The 16,256-nt window shown below is 54.2% G+C and carries 16 protein-coding genes and 1 tRNA gene; 6 read left to right on the top strand and 11 right to left on the bottom strand.

The window, feature by feature from the left end:
- Positions 1 to 4: 4 nt before the first annotated feature.
- On the top strand, positions 5 to 949 hold the full coding sequence (gene ribF, locus P3B99_006020) for a riboflavin biosynthesis protein RibF (GenBank protein WYJ06764.1): 945 nt from the start codon (positions 5 to 7) through the stop codon (positions 947 to 949).
- A 156-nt stretch (positions 950 to 1,105) separates the two neighbouring features.
- Here ribF and P3B99_006015 read toward each other — a convergent pair whose 3' ends face one another.
- From P3B99_006015 to P3B99_005990, 6 genes are all read right to left on the bottom strand, one after another.
- Positions 1,106 to 1,396 carry a hypothetical protein gene (locus P3B99_006015; GenBank protein WYJ06763.1) on the bottom strand — a complete coding sequence of 97 codons (291 nt, stop codon included), beginning with the start codon at positions 1,394 to 1,396 and terminating at the stop codon, positions 1,106 to 1,108.
- A gap of 142 nt (positions 1,397 to 1,538) precedes the next feature.
- Complete coding sequence (locus P3B99_006010; GenBank protein ID WYJ06762.1) at positions 1,539 to 1,676, bottom strand: hypothetical protein; 138 nt, start codon at positions 1,674 to 1,676, stop codon at positions 1,539 to 1,541.
- 189 nt (positions 1,677 to 1,865) lie between these two features.
- A complete protein-coding gene (locus P3B99_006005) occupies positions 1,866 to 2,213 on the bottom strand; it encodes a hypothetical protein (protein ID WYJ06761.1) in 348 nt (115 codons plus the stop codon).
- Between the two features lie 506 nt (positions 2,214 to 2,719).
- A complete protein-coding gene (locus P3B99_006000) occupies positions 2,720 to 3,271 on the bottom strand; it encodes a Fic family protein (GenBank protein WYJ06760.1) in 552 nt (183 codons plus the stop codon).
- 237 nt (positions 3,272 to 3,508) lie between these two features.
- Positions 3,509 to 3,586 (bottom strand) — tRNA-Glu (locus tag P3B99_005995).
- A 249-nt stretch (positions 3,587 to 3,835) separates the two neighbouring features.
- Positions 3,836 to 5,170, bottom strand: a complete 1,335-nt coding sequence (locus P3B99_005990) for a thymidine phosphorylase (protein WYJ06759.1) — start codon at positions 5,168 to 5,170, stop codon at positions 3,836 to 3,838.
- Positions 5,171 to 5,438: 268 nt separating this feature from the next.
- Here P3B99_005990 and xseB point away from each other — a divergent pair, with 268 nt between their 5' ends.
- Both xseB and dxs read left to right on the top strand, forming a co-directional pair.
- A complete protein-coding gene (xseB, locus tag P3B99_005985; GenBank protein ID WYJ06758.1) occupies positions 5,439 to 5,675 on the top strand; it encodes an exodeoxyribonuclease VII small subunit in 237 nt (78 codons plus the stop codon).
- Positions 5,676 to 5,709: 34 nt separating this feature from the next.
- A complete protein-coding gene (dxs, locus tag P3B99_005980) occupies positions 5,710 to 7,587 on the top strand; it encodes a 1-deoxy-D-xylulose-5-phosphate synthase (GenBank protein ID WYJ06757.1) in 1,878 nt (625 codons plus the stop codon).
- A gap of 99 nt (positions 7,588 to 7,686) precedes the next feature.
- On the opposite strand, the gene fabV is transcribed toward dxs, so the two are convergent.
- The 3 genes from fabV to P3B99_005965 form a co-directional block, all read right to left on the bottom strand.
- Positions 7,687 to 8,865: an enoyl-ACP reductase FabV gene (gene fabV, locus P3B99_005975; GenBank protein ID WYJ06756.1), complete on the bottom strand. Its 1,179-nt coding sequence runs from the start codon at positions 8,863 to 8,865 to the stop codon at positions 7,687 to 7,689.
- Between the two features lie 67 nt (positions 8,866 to 8,932).
- Positions 8,933 to 9,826, bottom strand: coding sequence for a polyprenyl synthetase family protein (locus P3B99_005970; GenBank protein ID WYJ06755.1), 894 nt, complete (start codon positions 9,824 to 9,826; stop codon positions 8,933 to 8,935).
- A gap of 56 nt (positions 9,827 to 9,882) precedes the next feature.
- Positions 9,883 to 10,893, bottom strand: a complete 1,011-nt coding sequence (locus P3B99_005965; GenBank protein ID WYJ06754.1) for a DUF1080 domain-containing protein — start codon at positions 10,891 to 10,893, stop codon at positions 9,883 to 9,885.
- Positions 10,894 to 11,067: 174 nt separating this feature from the next.
- Between P3B99_005965 and P3B99_005960 the strand changes: the two genes are divergently transcribed.
- From P3B99_005960 to P3B99_005950, 3 genes are all read left to right on the top strand, one after another.
- Positions 11,068 to 11,805 carry an SIMPL domain-containing protein gene (locus P3B99_005960; protein ID WYJ06753.1) on the top strand — a complete coding sequence of 246 codons (738 nt, stop codon included), beginning with the start codon at positions 11,068 to 11,070 and terminating at the stop codon, positions 11,803 to 11,805.
- 126 nt (positions 11,806 to 11,931) lie between these two features.
- A complete protein-coding gene (ligA, locus tag P3B99_005955; GenBank protein WYJ06752.1) occupies positions 11,932 to 14,295 on the top strand; it encodes an NAD-dependent DNA ligase LigA in 2,364 nt (787 codons plus the stop codon).
- An 88-nt stretch (positions 14,296 to 14,383) separates the two neighbouring features.
- The gene (locus tag P3B99_005950; protein ID WYJ06751.1) at positions 14,384 to 15,034 is read left to right on the top strand and encodes an HAD family hydrolase; all 651 of its coding nucleotides are present in this window, start codon (positions 14,384 to 14,386) and stop codon (positions 15,032 to 15,034) included.
- Between the two features lie 113 nt (positions 15,035 to 15,147).
- On the opposite strand, the gene P3B99_005945 is transcribed toward P3B99_005950, so the two are convergent.
- Together P3B99_005945 and rph are read right to left on the bottom strand one after the other, a co-directional pair.
- Positions 15,148 to 15,465 (bottom strand): C-GCAxxG-C-C family (seleno)protein, encoded by a 318-nt coding sequence (locus P3B99_005945; protein ID WYJ06750.1) that lies wholly within the window; start codon positions 15,463 to 15,465, stop codon positions 15,148 to 15,150.
- Positions 15,458 to 16,213 carry a ribonuclease PH gene (gene rph, locus P3B99_005940; protein ID WYJ06749.1) on the bottom strand — a complete coding sequence of 252 codons (756 nt, stop codon included), beginning with the start codon at positions 16,211 to 16,213 and terminating at the stop codon, positions 15,458 to 15,460. Before rph ends, P3B99_005945 begins: the two co-directional genes overlap by 8 nt.
- Positions 16,214 to 16,256: the final 43 nt, after the last annotated feature.

Here is a 16,256-nt window from a genome sequence, read left to right as displayed (position 1 = left end):
CAAAATGAACGCCGTTCTGCTCGACGACATCGGCAACTACCCGCACCCATGCGTGCTGGCAATCGGCATGTTCGACGGCCTTCACGGCGGACACATGCGCGTGGTCGAAGCCGCGCGTAAAATGGCGGAGGAATGCGGCGCAAAACTCGGAATCCTCACGTTTTCGCCCCACCCGTCGAAAGTCGTCGATATGGGACGCCCGCCCGTCCGCATGCTCTTTCCGAGCGGCGTACGCGCGGAAATGTTCGCCGAGGCTGGCGCGGACGCGGTCTTCGTAAAAAACTTCGACAAGCCTTTCGCCGAACGCACTTGCGCGGATTTCGGAAGCTTCCTCAAATCGAAATTCCCCCGGCTTAGGGGAATCGCCACGGGCGAAAACTTCCGCTACGGGCACGGCGCAAAAGGCGACGCAAAAACGCTCGCCGAAACCGCAAAGGCAAACGGCTGGAAATACGCCGCAGTCAAAAGCGAGCACCTGCCCGACAGGCGCAGAAAAAGCTCTTCGCTCATGCGCGACGCGCTCGAAAGCGGAAATCTCGAACTGTTCGGGGAAATCGCGGGGCGGCCGTACTCGGCGCGGGGAACAGTCGCGGGCGGGAAAAAATTGGGGCGCGCAATAGGCTTCCCCACTCTCAATATCAAATGGAATCCCGACTGCAAGCCGCCGTTCGGGGTCTATGCGGCGGAAGTGCGCGCAAACGGCGCAAGCTACAAGGGCGTCGCAAACTACGGGCTGAATCCGACGGTCGACGACATTCCAGAACCCGTGCTCGAAACAAACCTCTTCGAAAACGTCGATTTCGGCGCGGGCACGAAAATCTCGGTCGACTTCCTTAAATTCCTGCGCCCCGAAATGAAGTTTCCATCGCTCGACGAACTGAAATCGCAAATAGCAAAAGACAGGGCGGCGGCGGCGGAATACTTCGGCTTGCCTCCGGACACAAAATAACACGCAAGCCCGTTTTCGGCAGCAATAGCGGACGCAAAAAAATCGGCGGCAACTCCATTTCAAAAAAACGCAAAAAGCGGACGGATTACCCGCCCGCTTTCACTTTGCAAACCGCGGGGAACGAACCACGCCCCGCGCCTTTGCGCCTGCGCCGAACTATTCTATCACAAGCTTGAATTCGTTGTCGGAATCGCGATTCCACGACAAATCCTGAGTGCGCTCGGAGGCGGCAAACAGGGGAGAGTGGGTCCGCATGGAAATCGTCTTGCCGTCGGGCATGAATTCCATGATGCGCAGCCAGCCGTCGCCGCCGTTGCCGAACCAACCGCCGCAGGACTGCGGGTTGAAGAGCACCAGCGGAATCTTCCTGCCCTTCGCGTTCGTGTAGTCAATGTTGCCCGACATTCTGGCGGGTCTGCCTGAGTGCCCGCAGAGAACGAGCTTCAAATTGTCGGAGTCGTCCGCAAGCTTTTTCAGAACGGCCTCGGCGTAGTTGCGTGGAGCGAGCCTATAGAAACCTCCTTTTCGGAAACGCGCAAAATGGAGTGCGTGAGCAAAATTACCTTGTGGTTCTTGAACCTTTCGGAAGTCATGAGCTTCTTCGCCCAGTCGAGAGTTTCGTCGCCCAGTCGAGAGTTTCGTCGCGCGGGGCGAATTCTAGGGAAAGGACAAGCACCTTGCCCCAGTTGGGCAGGTCGAACTCGTAGGCGGCATTTTCGAGAGTCATTACGCCGCGGGAATCGGAAGCGGTTTCAACCAGAAAATCGCGCCAACAGTTATTTTTTATTATCGGGAAATATTTTGCAAACTGGGTGCCGCGGTTCTCGGAGCAGTAAAAACCGTAGTCGTGGTTGCCCGTGCAAAGAATGTAGGGCAGAACGCCGTCGAGCCGCGAAAACGCGCGGGCGACACTCTCTCACTGCAATGCCGACGGCACGTTCGAGATCTCCCTTTTCTGCTTGGGATTGAACTTGGTCAACATGCCGTTGTGCTCAACAAGGTCGCCGGTGTAAAGAGCCGCCTTGATGTTCAGAGCGTCCTTGTGCGCGGCAGTCCACGCGGTCATCAATTCGAAAATCGGCTGACTGAAACTGAACTTGGAGTAGGTTTGCGGGTCGCCGAAAAGTATCATCGAAAACGAGTCCTTGTTTTCGAGCGCGGGCGGATTTTTGAGCTTTACGTCGGGCGGATTCGACACGTCGGCAAACGCGGAAACCGCGGAAATTAGCATTGCAAGAAACAGTGGTTTTCTGAGTTTTAACATATATAGAATTTTAATATTTGCGTGTGTTGCATGGGAGCGGCAATGCGCCGCCTCCTTTTCGAAACCGTCATTTTGCCCCGAATATTTTTTTGCAAGCAAATTTCCCACAGAGCACAAGTTGCGGAAGCCGAATCCCAACCCCGACACCGCCATCGCCCCCCCAAAAAATTCGCCGATTTCCCATTCCACAAACAAAGCCTCCCGCAACCCTCCAAAAACTCCACTTTAAAAAACTGCGTATTTACGCAAAAATTTAAAGTACGGGCTTGATTCGGCAATCGACAAGCATGTGTACTATAATTTCAAAGCCAACGGACGCGAAGCGCTTGAACTTGTAGACGATTTAAACTTCTGTAAATTTCCACAAGGAAATTCCAATCGTCCAATCTACCATGCATAGAACCCGCTCCATGCAGCAAATCGGGCGGTGTAGGCAAATAGATTTTAAGATTTCGCGCACCGCAGCCCCACCATTATCTTGTCGAAAAGCGAGAACCGATAAACGCTCATTCCTTCGGCTTTTTGTAGCCCTCGTAGTAGTAGGATTGTTCAAGCCCTTTGAAGATTACTTGGCGGTTGGCGGTTTTGCTCGTCAAGTTCGGCTGCAATAAAAAACGCAATTCCAAGTCGTTTATCGGGCTGCGCTCCATTGCCTGCAAATATTGCTCTTTGTCTACGCGCTGCCAAACGACAACTTTCGCAAGGGCGCGTTTTAGCATCATATCAAGCCAGATGCGCATTGAACGTCCATTGCCCTCCATAAAAGGGTGGGCGATATTCATTTCAACGTATTTCGCGATGATGTCCTCGTAGGAGGTTTCGGACATTTGCTCTATTTTCGCCAAAGCCTCTTTTAAATATAGCGCGTTGACGAACCTGAACGTTCCCTTTGAAATATTTTTGGTTCTGATTTGCCCCGCAAAGTCGTAAAGCCCGCCGAAAAGCTGCTCGTGAACTTGTTGCAAGCCCTTTGTAGTGCCGATTTCGCACTTATCAATTTCGCCCGACTCGAATAGCCTTTTGGCGTTCTCCAAACCTTGCGCGTCAATATTTTTCATAGGGATTTTATTTGATATAATGATGCAAAAACGAACCGACGCTTTTCAAGTTTTAATGAGCGGCAGACAAAAAAAACAAATTCGCGGCGGTGAATTGAACTGCGCTTCGCTTGCCCTGCGGGTTTTTGCTTCGCAAAAATTCTTTCCCCGCGCTCCGCCGTTCGGTTTGGTTTTTGTGCCCGCCTTCAACGGGCACAAAAAAACCGCGCTTTCGCGCGGCTTTTTCTCATCACCCTCTGGCGTCCCCACGGGGATTCGAACCCCGGTTCTTGGAATGAAAATCCAATGTCCTAGACCGGGCTAGACGATAGGGACTTCTCCAAAGAATTATGATGTTTTCAAAGGTAGGTATTTTAGGTCTCCTTGCAAGCTTTTTTTTCAAAAATTATGCGTTTTTTTATTTGCCGATTCGCAGCCCGCCCCGCAAGCTCCTCATATCCTCTTGTTTATTCGCATGATAGCCGTTGGTTGAGTTTATCTGTGTTTATCCCCTTGCGGCACTTGCTTGTCCCGTTCGCAAAAAAGCCCGACGGAAGTCGGGCTTCTCTCTCAAAACATGTTCGTTTATGCGACGCGTTCGACCACAATCGGAGGCGGGGTGGGTCGGCGCGGCGCAAGTCTGTATGCGTTTCTGAAATAGTCCATCGCCGCGTCGAGGTTCGTTTCGTCGTTGTAATGAATGACGAGCAGGGGTTCGCCCTGTTTCACCTGTGTGCCAACTTTCTTGATTTCGGTTACGCCGACGTAAGGGTCGGTCTTGCCGTTTTTCATTGTCGAAAGAATTTGCACGCCGCGCGCTATTTGCCCCGCGTTGATATTGTGGACATATCCGCGCTTCGGAGCGGGAAGTTTGCGCGTGTGTTTGGGCATGGGGTATTTTGTCGGGTCTTCGAGCCACGACGCCGAGCCGCCCTGCGCCTTAACCATTTCGAGCAGTTTCTTATATGCAGAGCCGTCTTCGATGACGCGTTCGACCGACTGTTTCGCCGAAAGCGTAGAGCCGGCAACGCCCGCAAGTCTCAGGATTTCCATTCCCAATTTGAGAACCAAATCCTTCATGTCTTCCGAGCCGCCGCCGCGCAAAAATTCGAGAGCCTCCATGACTTCCAAGCCCATTCCGACGCAGTTGCCGAGCGGCTGGTTCATGTCGGTTACGAGGGCTACGCACCTGTGTTTCATTACGCGGGCTACGCGCGTGATTGTGCGGGCGAGCTGTTTTGCCTGCTCGATGTCGCGCAGGAAAGAGCCGTTGCCCCACTTTACATCGACCACGAGACCGTCGGAGCCTACCGCGAATTTTTTGCTGAGCACGCTTGCGGTGATAAGCGGCAAGCTGGGGATAGTCGCGGTGTCGTGGCGCATTTTGAAGATTTTTGCGTCTACCGGCGCGATAGAGTCGTCATGTTCGCAGATTGCGCAGCCCACTGTTGCGAGCTGTTTATGGAACGCGTCGAGCGGCAGTTTTGTTTTAAGGCCTGGAATGGACGAAAGTTTGTTGTGGACTGTGATTACGAAGTCTTCGTCCGCGCTCGACATTCCGGGGACAACCACGCCGCACGCCGCGCCGATTGCCGAGAGAATCAGCGAGGTTTTGTCGCCCACGCCGCCCGTCGAGTATTTTGCGACTTTCGGGCGCGAGATGTCGGAAAGTTCAATCGTTTCGCCGGTGAGAATCATTTCGTCGGCAAAGACGGCGGTTTCCTGCGCCGCCATGTCCTTGAAGAAAATCGCCATGATGAGCGCCGCCATTTGGAAGTCGGGCATTTCGTCGTCGAGAATCGAGTCTACGATATTGCGAACTTCGTCTTCCGTAAATTCGTGCCCGTCGCGCTTTTTCTCTATAAGATACGCGTAGGAGGGTTTGAGGGGAGCTTTGCCTGTCGTTCTCTTTGTTGCCATGTTATTGATTCTCCTTGAAATACAAGTTCTCTGTTCGCCGATATCCTTTCGGCGAACGAAAGGGGCATAGTATCTGTAAATCCCCACAGTGTAGATATTATCGAAAATGTCGAGCTTTTTATTCGCAAAAATTTTCGACCCTCGCCCCGTTCCGCTTTGATTGGACACGTAATTTCGAGCGTTTGTTCTGCGTTTGCCGATTTTAGGGGAGGATTTTGCATTCTTTTTTGCCTTGTAAATTGCAATATTTAATGTGAAACTTGTGATAATGGCAGCAAAGTTAAATTCGAAATCGGAAGTCTCGTTCGAGGCTTCACTGAAAGAACTCGGCGATATTCTGGCGCAACTGGAAAATCCGCAGATTCCGCTTTCCGACCTTGTGGAAAAATACGGCCGCGCCAAGGAATGCCTCGACTTCTGCCGCAAAAAGCTCGACGACGCCGAGCTTTCCATAAAAAAACTTTCGGGCGATTCCGCCGAGGATTTCGTCCTCGAACGCGATTAACCGCAAATTCGGCAAACAACAATTCCTTTCGAAAATGTCATTGCTTAGCGAAATTTCATCTCCCGCCGACCTGAAAAAACTGCCCCCAGATCAGCTCCCCGAACTCGCCCGCGAAATCAGGCAGGAAATCATAGACGTTACCTCGCAAAAAGGCGGGCATGTCAGCCCGAACTTGGGCATTGTGGAGCTTTCCATTGCGCTCCACCGCGTGTTCGACACCCCGAAAGACAAAATCCTTTTCGACGTTTCGCACCAATGCTACACGCACAAGCTCCTGACGGGGCGCAATAACGAAAAATTCCAGAACCTGCGCCAGACGGGCGGCATAAGCGGCTTCTGCAACAGGTTTGAGTCGGAGCACGACGCGTTCGGCGCGGGACATGCGGGCACGGCGGCCTCGGCGGCGCTCGGCTTTGCGGCGGCGCGCGACAGGCTCGGCGGCGACGAAAACGTCATAGCGGTTTTGGGCGACGCCGCCCTCACAAACGGCGTCACGTTCGAGGCGTTCAACAACATTGCCTCCACCACGAAAAAAATGATTGTGGTGCTAAACGACAACGAAATGTCCATCGCAAAGAACGTCGGGGCAATCGCGCAGTATTTGAACGAGGTAATAACGAATCCCGCCTGCAACAGGCTGTATTCCGACATGAACTCGTTCCTCAAAAAGCTCCCCTTCGGCGAAACGGTTATCAAGATGACCGAAAACACCGCCCGCGACGCAAAGGGCTGGTTTGTGCCGTCTCCGTTCTTCGAATATTTCGGGCTGATGTACCTCGGGCCTATCGACGGGCACGACATTCCGCTTCTCGAACGCTACCTCAACTATTGCAAACGCGCAACGCGCCCGATTCTTCTGCACGTCATCACGAAAAAGGGCAAGGGCTTGGAAGTCGCCGTGCGCAACCCCGAAAAGTTCCACGGAGCGTCGCCCTACAACGTAATAACGGGCGAAACGCTCAACGCCGACAAGTCCGTTCCGAACTATCAGGACGCCATGGGACAGGCATTGCTGCGCTTCGCAAAGAAAGACGAGCGCATTGTGGGAATCACCGCGGCAATGGCGTCGGGCACGGGGCTTTCGTACATCAAGAAAGAGCTGCCGAAACAGTTTTTCGACGTCGGCATTGCCGAAGAGCACGCGGCGGTTTTCGCGGCGGGCATGGCATGCGAGGGCTTTACGCCCGTCACGGCAATATATTCAACGTTCATGCAACGCGCCTACGACTGCGCCATGCACGACGTCTGCCTGCAAAAACTGCCCGTCGTGTTCTGCCTCGACCGCGCGGGGCTTAGCCCCAACGACGGCGCGACGCACCACGGCGTTTTCGACATCTCCTACCTGCGCCCGCTCCCGAACGCGGTTGTCATGCAGCCCAAAGACGAGGACGAACTTACCGACATGCTTTGGACTTCGATTAAATCGAAACAGCCGTCGTTCATACGCTACCCGCGCGGCAAGGGCGAGGGCGTTAAAATCAAGGACGAACCCGCGCTGCTCGAAATCGGCAAGGCGGAGGTTTTGAGGGAGTCGGACGGACAAATTTGCGTCTGGGCTTTGGGCAACATGGTCAAAGAGGCGCTCACGGCGGCGAAGGCAATCGAAGCCGAAACGGGCGTAAAAATCGGCGTCGTCAACGCGCGCTACGCCAAGCCGCTCGACGCGGAGCTTCTGCTCAAATGCGCGGCCGAAAACAAGACGATAATCACGATTGAAGACCACGTTGTGGCGGGCGGCTTCGGCTCGGCGGTCGGCGAATGCCTGCTTGCAAACGGCGCGAAATGCGCGCTCGACGTCATCGGCTGGCCCGACAAATTCATACCGCACGGCACCGACGTAAAGACTATCCGCGCCCAGTTCGGACTTTCGACAGAGCAGATTACCGAAAGAATTAAATCGCGCCTGGCGTAGGGCCGAGGCAAGACAAGCCGTTTGCGGCTTTCAAATGCGCAAAAAAACGCGGGGCAAAAAATTGCTCCGCGTTTTGCGTTTTTCGGGTCTTGCGACCGCTTAAATTTGAACGTCTTTCGAGTAGTCTATGTCGGGACGCCCGAAGCCGAATAGCTTCATGAATTCGCTCTTGTAGCCGGCGAAGTCGGTAAGCTCGTAGAGGTTTTCGGTGCTCACTTTCGGCCAGATGTCGAAAACGGCTTTTTGGACGTCGTCGCGGAGTTCGAGGTTGTCGATTCTCACGCGCCCCTGCTCGTCGAAGTCGAGGAAATTGTCGTTGTAGAGATTTTCCGCAAAGAGCCGCTCGATTTGGCGAATGCAGTCTTCGTGGATTCCCTTTTCCTTCATCACCTTGTAGAGAATCGAGACGTAGAGCGGCACGACGGGAATCGCGCTGCTCGCCTGCGTTACGAGCGCCTTGTTCATCGAGACAAACGCCTTGCCCCTGTGGAGCTTCAAAAGCCCGTCGATTCGCTCGGCGGTTTTTTCGAGGTCCGCCTTTGCAAGCCCTATCGTGCCGCTGCGGTAAATGGGGTATGTGAGCTTCGGACCGATGTAGGAGTACGCAACGCTTGTGCAGCCTTCGGCGAGCACGCCAGCCTCGTCGAGAGCCTTAACCCAAAGCTCCCAATCTTCGCCGCCCATGGTCTTGACGGTTTCGAAAATCTCGCGCTCGTTGGCGGCGGGAACTTTGACGTTCACGACCGCGCCCCTGTCGGTGTCGAGGCTCTTGTCTTCGCGCTCTTCGCCGACGGTTTTGAGAACGCTCTTGTAGACTTCGCCCGTTTTCGGGTCGGTGCGGCGCGGCGACGCGAGCGAGTACACAATCAAATCCACCTTTCCCTGCGGGGACTTTTTGATTGCCTCTATCGCCTGTTTTTTGATTTCGTCCGAAAACGCGTCGCCGTTGATGTTCGCGGCGTAAAGCCCCGCCGATTCCGCCTGTTTCGTAAATTCGGCCGTGTTGTACCAGCCCGCGCTTGCGGGGCGTTCGCGCGCGACGTCGGCGGGACGCTCGAAGAACACGCCCACCGTCGAAGCTCCGCAGCCGAATGCCGACACTATGCGGCTCGCCAGTCCGTAGCCCGTGGACGAGCCGATAACGAGCGCGCATTTGCAGCCGTTTTTGATTTCGCCCCTGCTTTTAACATATTCTATTTGTTCGCGCACGTTCGCCGCGCAACCTTCTGGGTGCGCGGTAATGCACAGAAAGCCCTTGACTTTGGGAGCAACTACCATGTTTTACCTTTCGATTCGCGCCCGAACGGGCGTCTTGTTTGCGGCGGGAGAAGCCTCCCGCAACGCGTTAGTTTATTCTGTTTTGCATGTAGCCTATAAGCGCTTTGAGGAAATCGCACTTGGGGCTGAGCTTTTCGCAGAGGGCGACCGCCTTTGCGGTGAGTTCCGCCGCGATTTCGCGAGAGCGGTCGATTCCGTAAAGCGAGACGTATGTCATTTTGTCGTTTGCGGCGTCGAGGTGGGTTGTTTTGCCCATCGTGGCGTCGTCGCTTACGACATCAAGAATGTCGTCAATCACCTGAAATGCAAGGCCTATGTTCTTGCCGATTTCGCGGGCAACTTCAAGCTTCTCTTCGGAATAGTCGTCCGCAAGCCTTACGCCCATGGTGACCGCCGCAGTAATGAGAGCCGCCGTTTTGTTGTGGTGGATAAAGTCGAGCTTTTCGGGCGTCATCTTGCCGTCGCGCTCGCCGAGAACGTCCTCAACCTGCCCGCCTATCATCTTGGTGCTTCCGCCAGCGTCGGCGAGGTCGAGAACCAAGCCCGCCGCAACTTTCGGGTACGCCTTGTATGCGTCCGCCAAAAGCCGGAACGAGTACGTCAGCAGGGCGTCGCCGGCGAGCAGCGCCATGGTTTCGTCGAACTGCATGTGGCATGTGGGCTTGCCCCTGCGGAGGTCGGAGTTGTCCATGCAGGGAAGGTCGTCGTGGATAAGCGAGTACGTGTGCAGGCATTCAATGGCGACGCACGCGGGTAGCGGGTCGATTTCCGACGGGAACATGTCGTGCGCGGCAAGCAACAGCATCGGGCGGATTCTCTTGCCGCCCGCCTCCATGCTGTACCTCATCGCCTTGTGGACGATTGACGGCCGCGTGTCCTCCGCGGGGAGGTATTTGTCTATTGCCGCCTCCACTTTAAGGCGGCGCGCTTCAAACTCTTTTTTGAATTCTTCGGTTGTCATGGTTAAAATATAATTTTTCGCGCTTCGGATTTTGCAAGCTTTTTGAATCCCTCTCCTTAAAGGGGTTGCACCCAAATATTGCGGAAAGACACGGGCGAACCGTGGTCTTGCAAGCCGAGATTGATTGGGTCGGCTGTGTGCGGATTGTGCTTTTGGGTGATGTCGGTCGGCGCAAAAACCGGCTCTTTGTTTTGCACGCGCACGCCGTTGTGGTACACGGTAAGTTCGGGATACGCCACAAGTTTGCCGTTAAGGAACTGCGCGGGACGGTACTCGATGTCGTAGGTCTGCCACGCGCCGGGTTCGAGCGACGCGTTCGTCTTAGGCGCGTGCATTCTGTAAATCGCCCCGCACTGCCACCAGTTGCCCTCGCCGCCGAACGAGTCTATGATTTGCACTTCGTACGGGCCGAAATGCACGCCCGAATTTCCGCGCGTGTTAGTATTCAAATACTTTGTTGGCATCATGAATTCAAGATGCATTTTGAGCGCGCCGAATTTGCGCTTCGTGAAAATCGTCCCGTTTTTGCGCTTGCCGCCCGCGATAAGTTTTTGCGAGACGAACGCGCCGTCTTCGACTTTCCAGCAACACGGCTCGCCGTCTTTGTGCTGCCACTCGGAAGTGTCTTTGCCGTCGAAGAGAACGATTGCGCCGGCGGGAGCGGGTGTTCCCATTGTGGGAGAAACGATGTCGGTCTTCTTCAAAGTCGCGACGGTTTCGCCGCCCTTGGGATTTTTGCCTTTGAGGACAACGCCGTTCGGCGAAATCTCGCCCGAAAGTTTAAGCTCGGAAAAGTCTTTCACGACGATTTTCCCGTTTTCGGCTTTGAGGCCTTTTTCGAAACCGTAGGTGTCGGTGCGCAAAAGGGGGCGCTCGCCGAGTTTGAGCTGGTATTCGTCGCCGAAACGCGCCACTTCAAGGCAAAGTTCGGGGCTACCCCAGCCGAAGGGGTAGGACTTCACGTTTTCGACCTTCCCCGTGTAGAAGCCCACAAGCGGGTCTTTTTGCGCGAACGCCGACGCGCCCGCAAGCATCGCAAATGCCATGGAAACAATAAACTTTTTCATGCTTAACATTTCCCCGAATTTTGCGTTTCTGTCAACAAAATTGGGAAGATTTCGGGCGCGTTTTTGCTACCAAAACGGGAATTACATGTTTTGCGTTTTTTTGTGTTGAAATTTAAAAACGCGCATTCTTTTATAAAGGGGAACAAAAAAAGATGGAAGGAGTTTTATAATTATATGAAAAACAAGATATTTATATTTTTCACCGCACTTGTCGCGTGCGCGACGTTAATCGCGTGCTCGCTCATCGTGGTAAAACCAAGCATTTTGTTCCGCAAGCCGAGCGGAATAAGCGTAAAAGGCGTTGCAACGCAAAAAGTTGTGTCCGACACCGCGAACTGGACAATTTCAGTTGAAACGTCGGTAAACTTCAATGAAGCGCAAAAAAGAAACGCTTTTGCGGAGACCTCCGCAAACGTCGAAAAGGTCGTCAACTTCCTGCGCGAAAACGGCTTCGACAATTCCGAAATCCGCAGTTCGAACATCACCCTCGGCAAACTCTTCAAGACAAACAAAGACGGCTACAACACGAGCGAAGTCTGCGGCAAAACGGCGTTCGCAAGTGTCGATGTCGCAACAAAAAAGCTCGAATTGCTCGACAAGGTTATGGCGAAATCGGCGGCGATTTGCGGCGACGCAATCACAATCAACTCGCCCGTGTACCTCTACTCGAAAATCGAAGACTTGAAGCTCAATCTGCTTGCCAAGGCGACGGAAAACGCAAAGTCGCGCGCGCAGACGCTCGCAAGCGCGGGCGGCGCAAAGCTCGGCAACATAATGTCGGCAACGCAGGGCGTTTTCCAGATAACCGCGCCGCTTTCAACCGAAACCGCGTCTTACGGCATGTACGACACTTCCACAATAGAAAAAGACGTGCGGTGCGTCGTAAACGCGCAGTTTGAAATAGAAAAATAGGCGGCTTTCATCGCTAAAAAACGCGCAATTTCCGCAAAAACGGCGACATGCCCGTACTTGGGTTCGCCGTTTTTTTGTCGATAATGCTTGACGAATTCGGACGCATTCCGAAAATTTTTAATCTGCATGGACAGCGCAGAGGCAAAGGAAAAAATACAATTATTGCGGGAGCAAATTGCCTTCCACGAAAAGCTTTACCGCGTAAAAAACGCGCCGCAAATATCGGACAACCAGTTCGATACGCTTATGCATGAGCTTCGCGCCCTCGAAGACGAATTCCCCCAATTTTACGACCCCAACTCGCCGTCCGTGCGCGTCGGCAACGATCTCTCCGAATCGTTCGAATCCGTCGAGCACCTCTCGCCCATGCTCAGCCTCGACAATGTTTTCGACTCCGCCGAGCTTGAAGAATTCGACGCCCGCCTCAAAAAAGTGCTCGAAACCGACGCCGACCTGCGCTACTGCGTAGAGCCGAAAATCGACGGCGCGGGAATTTCCGCCGTATACGAAAACGGCAGGCTCGTCCGGCTTCTTACGCGCGGGAACGGCGCAAAGGGCGACGACATCACGAGAAATTCGTTTGTCGTAAAAAACCTGCCCGCTACCTTATTGGGAACAAACATTCCGTCGCTTTTGGAAATTCGCGGCGAGGCGTACATGGAGCGTTCCGAATTTTTGCGGATTTCGGAAGTCCAGCGCGAAGAGCTTACAAAAAAGACGCTCGACAAAAAGCTAAAAGAACTTCAAAAAACGGATAAATCCGCAACTTACGAAAACGTAAAACTTCTCCCCGAAGAACTTGCCGCAATAGAAAAAAAACTGCCCGCAAACCCGCGCAACCTGACGGCGGGCACTCTTAAATTGTTGGATACCGCCGTCTTGCGCTCGCGCTCGCTCATGGCGATTTTCTATTCGGTCGGCGCGATTGAAGGCGTCGAAATCGCCGAGCAGCACGAACTTCCCAAGATACTGAAATCGTGGGGTTTGCCGTCGGTAAACTGGTTCGCGCTCGCCGACGGAGCGCACGGAGCGTTCGAAAAAATTTGCGAGTTGGAGGAAATCCGCGCGGAATTTCCGTTCGACACCGACGGCGCGGTCGTGAAGCTCGACGACTGCGCCCTCCACGAAAAGGCTGGCATGACAAGCCACGCTCCGCGCTGGGCGATTGCCTGGAAATACCGAGCTGAACGCGCCGAAACGCGCCTTAACGGCATTACAATTCAGGTCGGCAGAACGGGAGCGATTACGCCCGTGGCGGAGCTTGAACCTATAAAAAGGCTGTCGGGCACGGAAGTGCACAGGGCGACCCTCCACAACGAAAACTACATAGTTTCCAAAGACATACGCATTGGAGACACCGTGCTTGTGGAAAAGGCGGGCGAAATTATCCCCGCCGTTCTGGGCGTCGTTTTGGAAAAGCGGTCGCCCGATGCCCAAGCCTTTGTTTTTCCCACGCACTGCCCAGAATGCGGAGCGCAACTGCGCAAATTGGGCGAAATTTCGCGCTGCCCGAACATGGCGTGCCCGCCGCAAATTCGCGGCAGACTCGAACACTTTGCGTCGCGCAACTGCATGGATATTCGCGGCTTGGGAGAAAAGGTTGTTGCGGAGCTTACCGACAAACTGGACGTGCGCGACCCGTCCGACATCTACACACTTACGCGCGACAAATTGCTTGAAATCGGCAAATTCAAAGACAAGAGCGCGGACAACCTCATGAAATCGATAGAGGAGTCGAAGTCGCGCGAGCTTTGGCGGCTGATTTTCGGCTTGGGAATTTTGGAAATCGGCGAGCAGTTCGCAAAAGAGCTTGCCGCAAAATTCGGCTCGCTCGACGCGCTCATGAACGCCGACATAGAGGAAATCAAGTCCGTTGAGGGCATGGGTTCGAAGTCTCAGAAAAAGAAGAAGTCAGCTGAAAATGAAGAAATTGCGCAACCCGTCCGCGCGCTTTCGGTTCGCGCGTTTTTCGACGACGAGCACAACAGGGGAATGATTGAACGCCTGCGGGCGGCGGGGCTTAATTTCGAAGCGCACACAAAGACAGTGGAGGGAACACCGTTTAGCGGCAAATTGTTCGTAATCACGGGGAAGCTCGAATCAATGGGACGCGACGACGCAAAAAAGCTAATCGAAAAATTCGGCGGCAAAACGGCGTCATCGGTAAGCGCAAAGACAGATTATCTTATTTCGGCGGAAGAACATAGCTCAAAAATGGACGCGGCAAAAAAATTCGGCACAAGCATTTTGGCAGAATCGGACTTCCTCAAAATGCTTTCGGAAGCCGAACAGGCGGAAAACGCCGAGCAAACGCCCATCGAAGCTCCCCAAAGCAAAGAACCCGCTCCCAAAACGGGCGCATGGCAACCCCCTGACGCTACCGAAGAACAGAAAAAGCCTGCCGACGCCCCAGAGGAATCGGCAAAATGCAAGCCCCGCGACGACGACGCAAAATTCGACGACGGTGGGCAGGGCCTTCTGGGCTTTTAATGCTCCCAAAACGGGATTCGCCGCGCAAACTGCGCTCGGTAAACACTTTTTTCTTTAAAACCGCGCCCCAAACTGCAATATGGCGACAATGAAAAACGCTTTTATATTCGACTTCGACGGGACTCTCGGCGAGACGGAGGAACTTGTAATTGCCGCAATTTGCGCGGCATACCGCGATTTCGGGCTTTCAGCACCCTCGCGCGACGAGATTGTTTCGCATTTCGGCCCGAACGAGTTGGGACTGTTCAAAGTGTTGCGCCCCGCCGACGGCGAAAAATTCTTCGAACGCTATTTGGCGCACTATGCGGAGCTTGCAAAGCAGTATTCGCCCGCGCCGTTTGACGGCATAAAAGACGTGCTTGAAACGCTTTACAAAAACTCCGTCCCCATGGCGATTGTTACGGGCAAATGCCGCAAGTCTCTTTTAATATCGCTTGCCGTATACGGCATAACGGACTATTTTTCCGCGCTGGAATGCGGAAGCGAGAGCGGCGTTGTCAAACCCGAAAAAATCCGCAACGTTTTGGAGCGCTGGAACGCCGCCGAAACGCTCGGCAAAGTCTACTATGTGGGCGACATTGTAAGCGACGTGCTAAACTCGTTGAAAGCTGGCGTCATACCGCTTTCCGCCGCGTGGTCGAAACACGCCGACGTTAACGCCCTGCGGAAGTCGCCCACAAGCAAGGTGTTTGAATCTGTTGCGGATTTCGCGCAATGGGTTCGCGAAAACGCGCTGTAAATTAGAAACCAGCCGCGCAAAACAAGCAACCCGCTAAAAAAAAGTCGCGGGAACAAAAAACGGGAACGGCGGAAGTTTCGCGTGTTCCCATTTTGGGCGCAAACAGGCGTCCTCTACTGGTTTTCGAGAATATCGGCGGCGATTTCAACGCACTTTGGGCAGGGAGTGCCGAACTGCGTTTTGATTTCGCGGCATTTTGTAGAGCCTGCGAGCTTGGCAAATTTCGCCTTTGCGGCTTCGCGCCGCCCTTCGGGCAGGATTTTCAGCGCGGCGTACAATGCCCCGCACATGTTGTCGGGAGCGCGCCCGCCGCTGTTTGCCGCCATTTCGGCGAGGTCGTCGGGAGAGTCGGAGGCGTACGCGGCGTACACGGTCTGGGCGCACGAATACGGTTTGCGGAATTTATCCAATGCTTTCGATTTTCTATCCATTTTCTATTGCATCGTTTTGAAGTTTGGAGATTTTCTCTATGCCGATTTTCGCGAGGGAGATAAGGCGGGCAAGCTCGTCGGCGTCGAAAGTAGCCTCTTCGCCGCTCGCCTGAATTTCGACGAATTTGCCCGAACCCGTCATCACGATGTTCGAATCGACCTCGGCGACACTGTCCTCTTCGTAGGGCAGGTCGAGCACGGGCTTGCCGCCGCAGACGCCCACGCTCACGGCGGCGACGGAGTCGGTAAAGGGGTCGGCTTCAAGCTCGCCCGCGGCTATTAGCTTTTTGACCGCGATTTTCGCCGCCACATACGCGCCGCTAATAGACGCCGTGCGCGTTCCGCCATCGGCCTGGAGCACGTCGCAGTCGAGCCAAATCGTCGTGTTCGGGATTTTTTCGAGGTCGGCAACCGCGCGAATCGAGCGCCCGATGAGCCTCTGGATTTCGACCGACCTGCCGTCCACCTTGTTCGCCGACGACGCCCGCGGCTTGCGCGAAAGCGTGGAGTACGGAAGCATTGCGTATTCCGCGCTAATCCAGCCCTTGGGCGGAACCGCCGAATTCAGCCACGACGGCACGCGCTTTTCGACAGTCGCCGCGCAGATTACCCGCGTGTTCCCGAACGACACGAGAACCGAACCCGTCGCGTTGGCGGCAATGCCCGTTTCGAATTTGATTTCGCGCGTCTGCTCGGCGGTTCTGCCGTCGGCGCGCAATTCAGCCGATTTTAGACTTTCATTTTCCATTAAAATTACGTTATTATACATTCGATTTAAATCCACAAGAATT

Source organism: Opitutia bacterium KCR 482, assembly GCA_029269845.2.
GTDB lineage: Bacteria > Verrucomicrobiota > Verrucomicrobiia > Opitutales > Intestinicryptomonadaceae > Merdousia.
The sequence above is the reverse complement of the archived record's forward strand: the minus strand, read 5'-3'. Positions and strand labels throughout refer to the sequence as shown.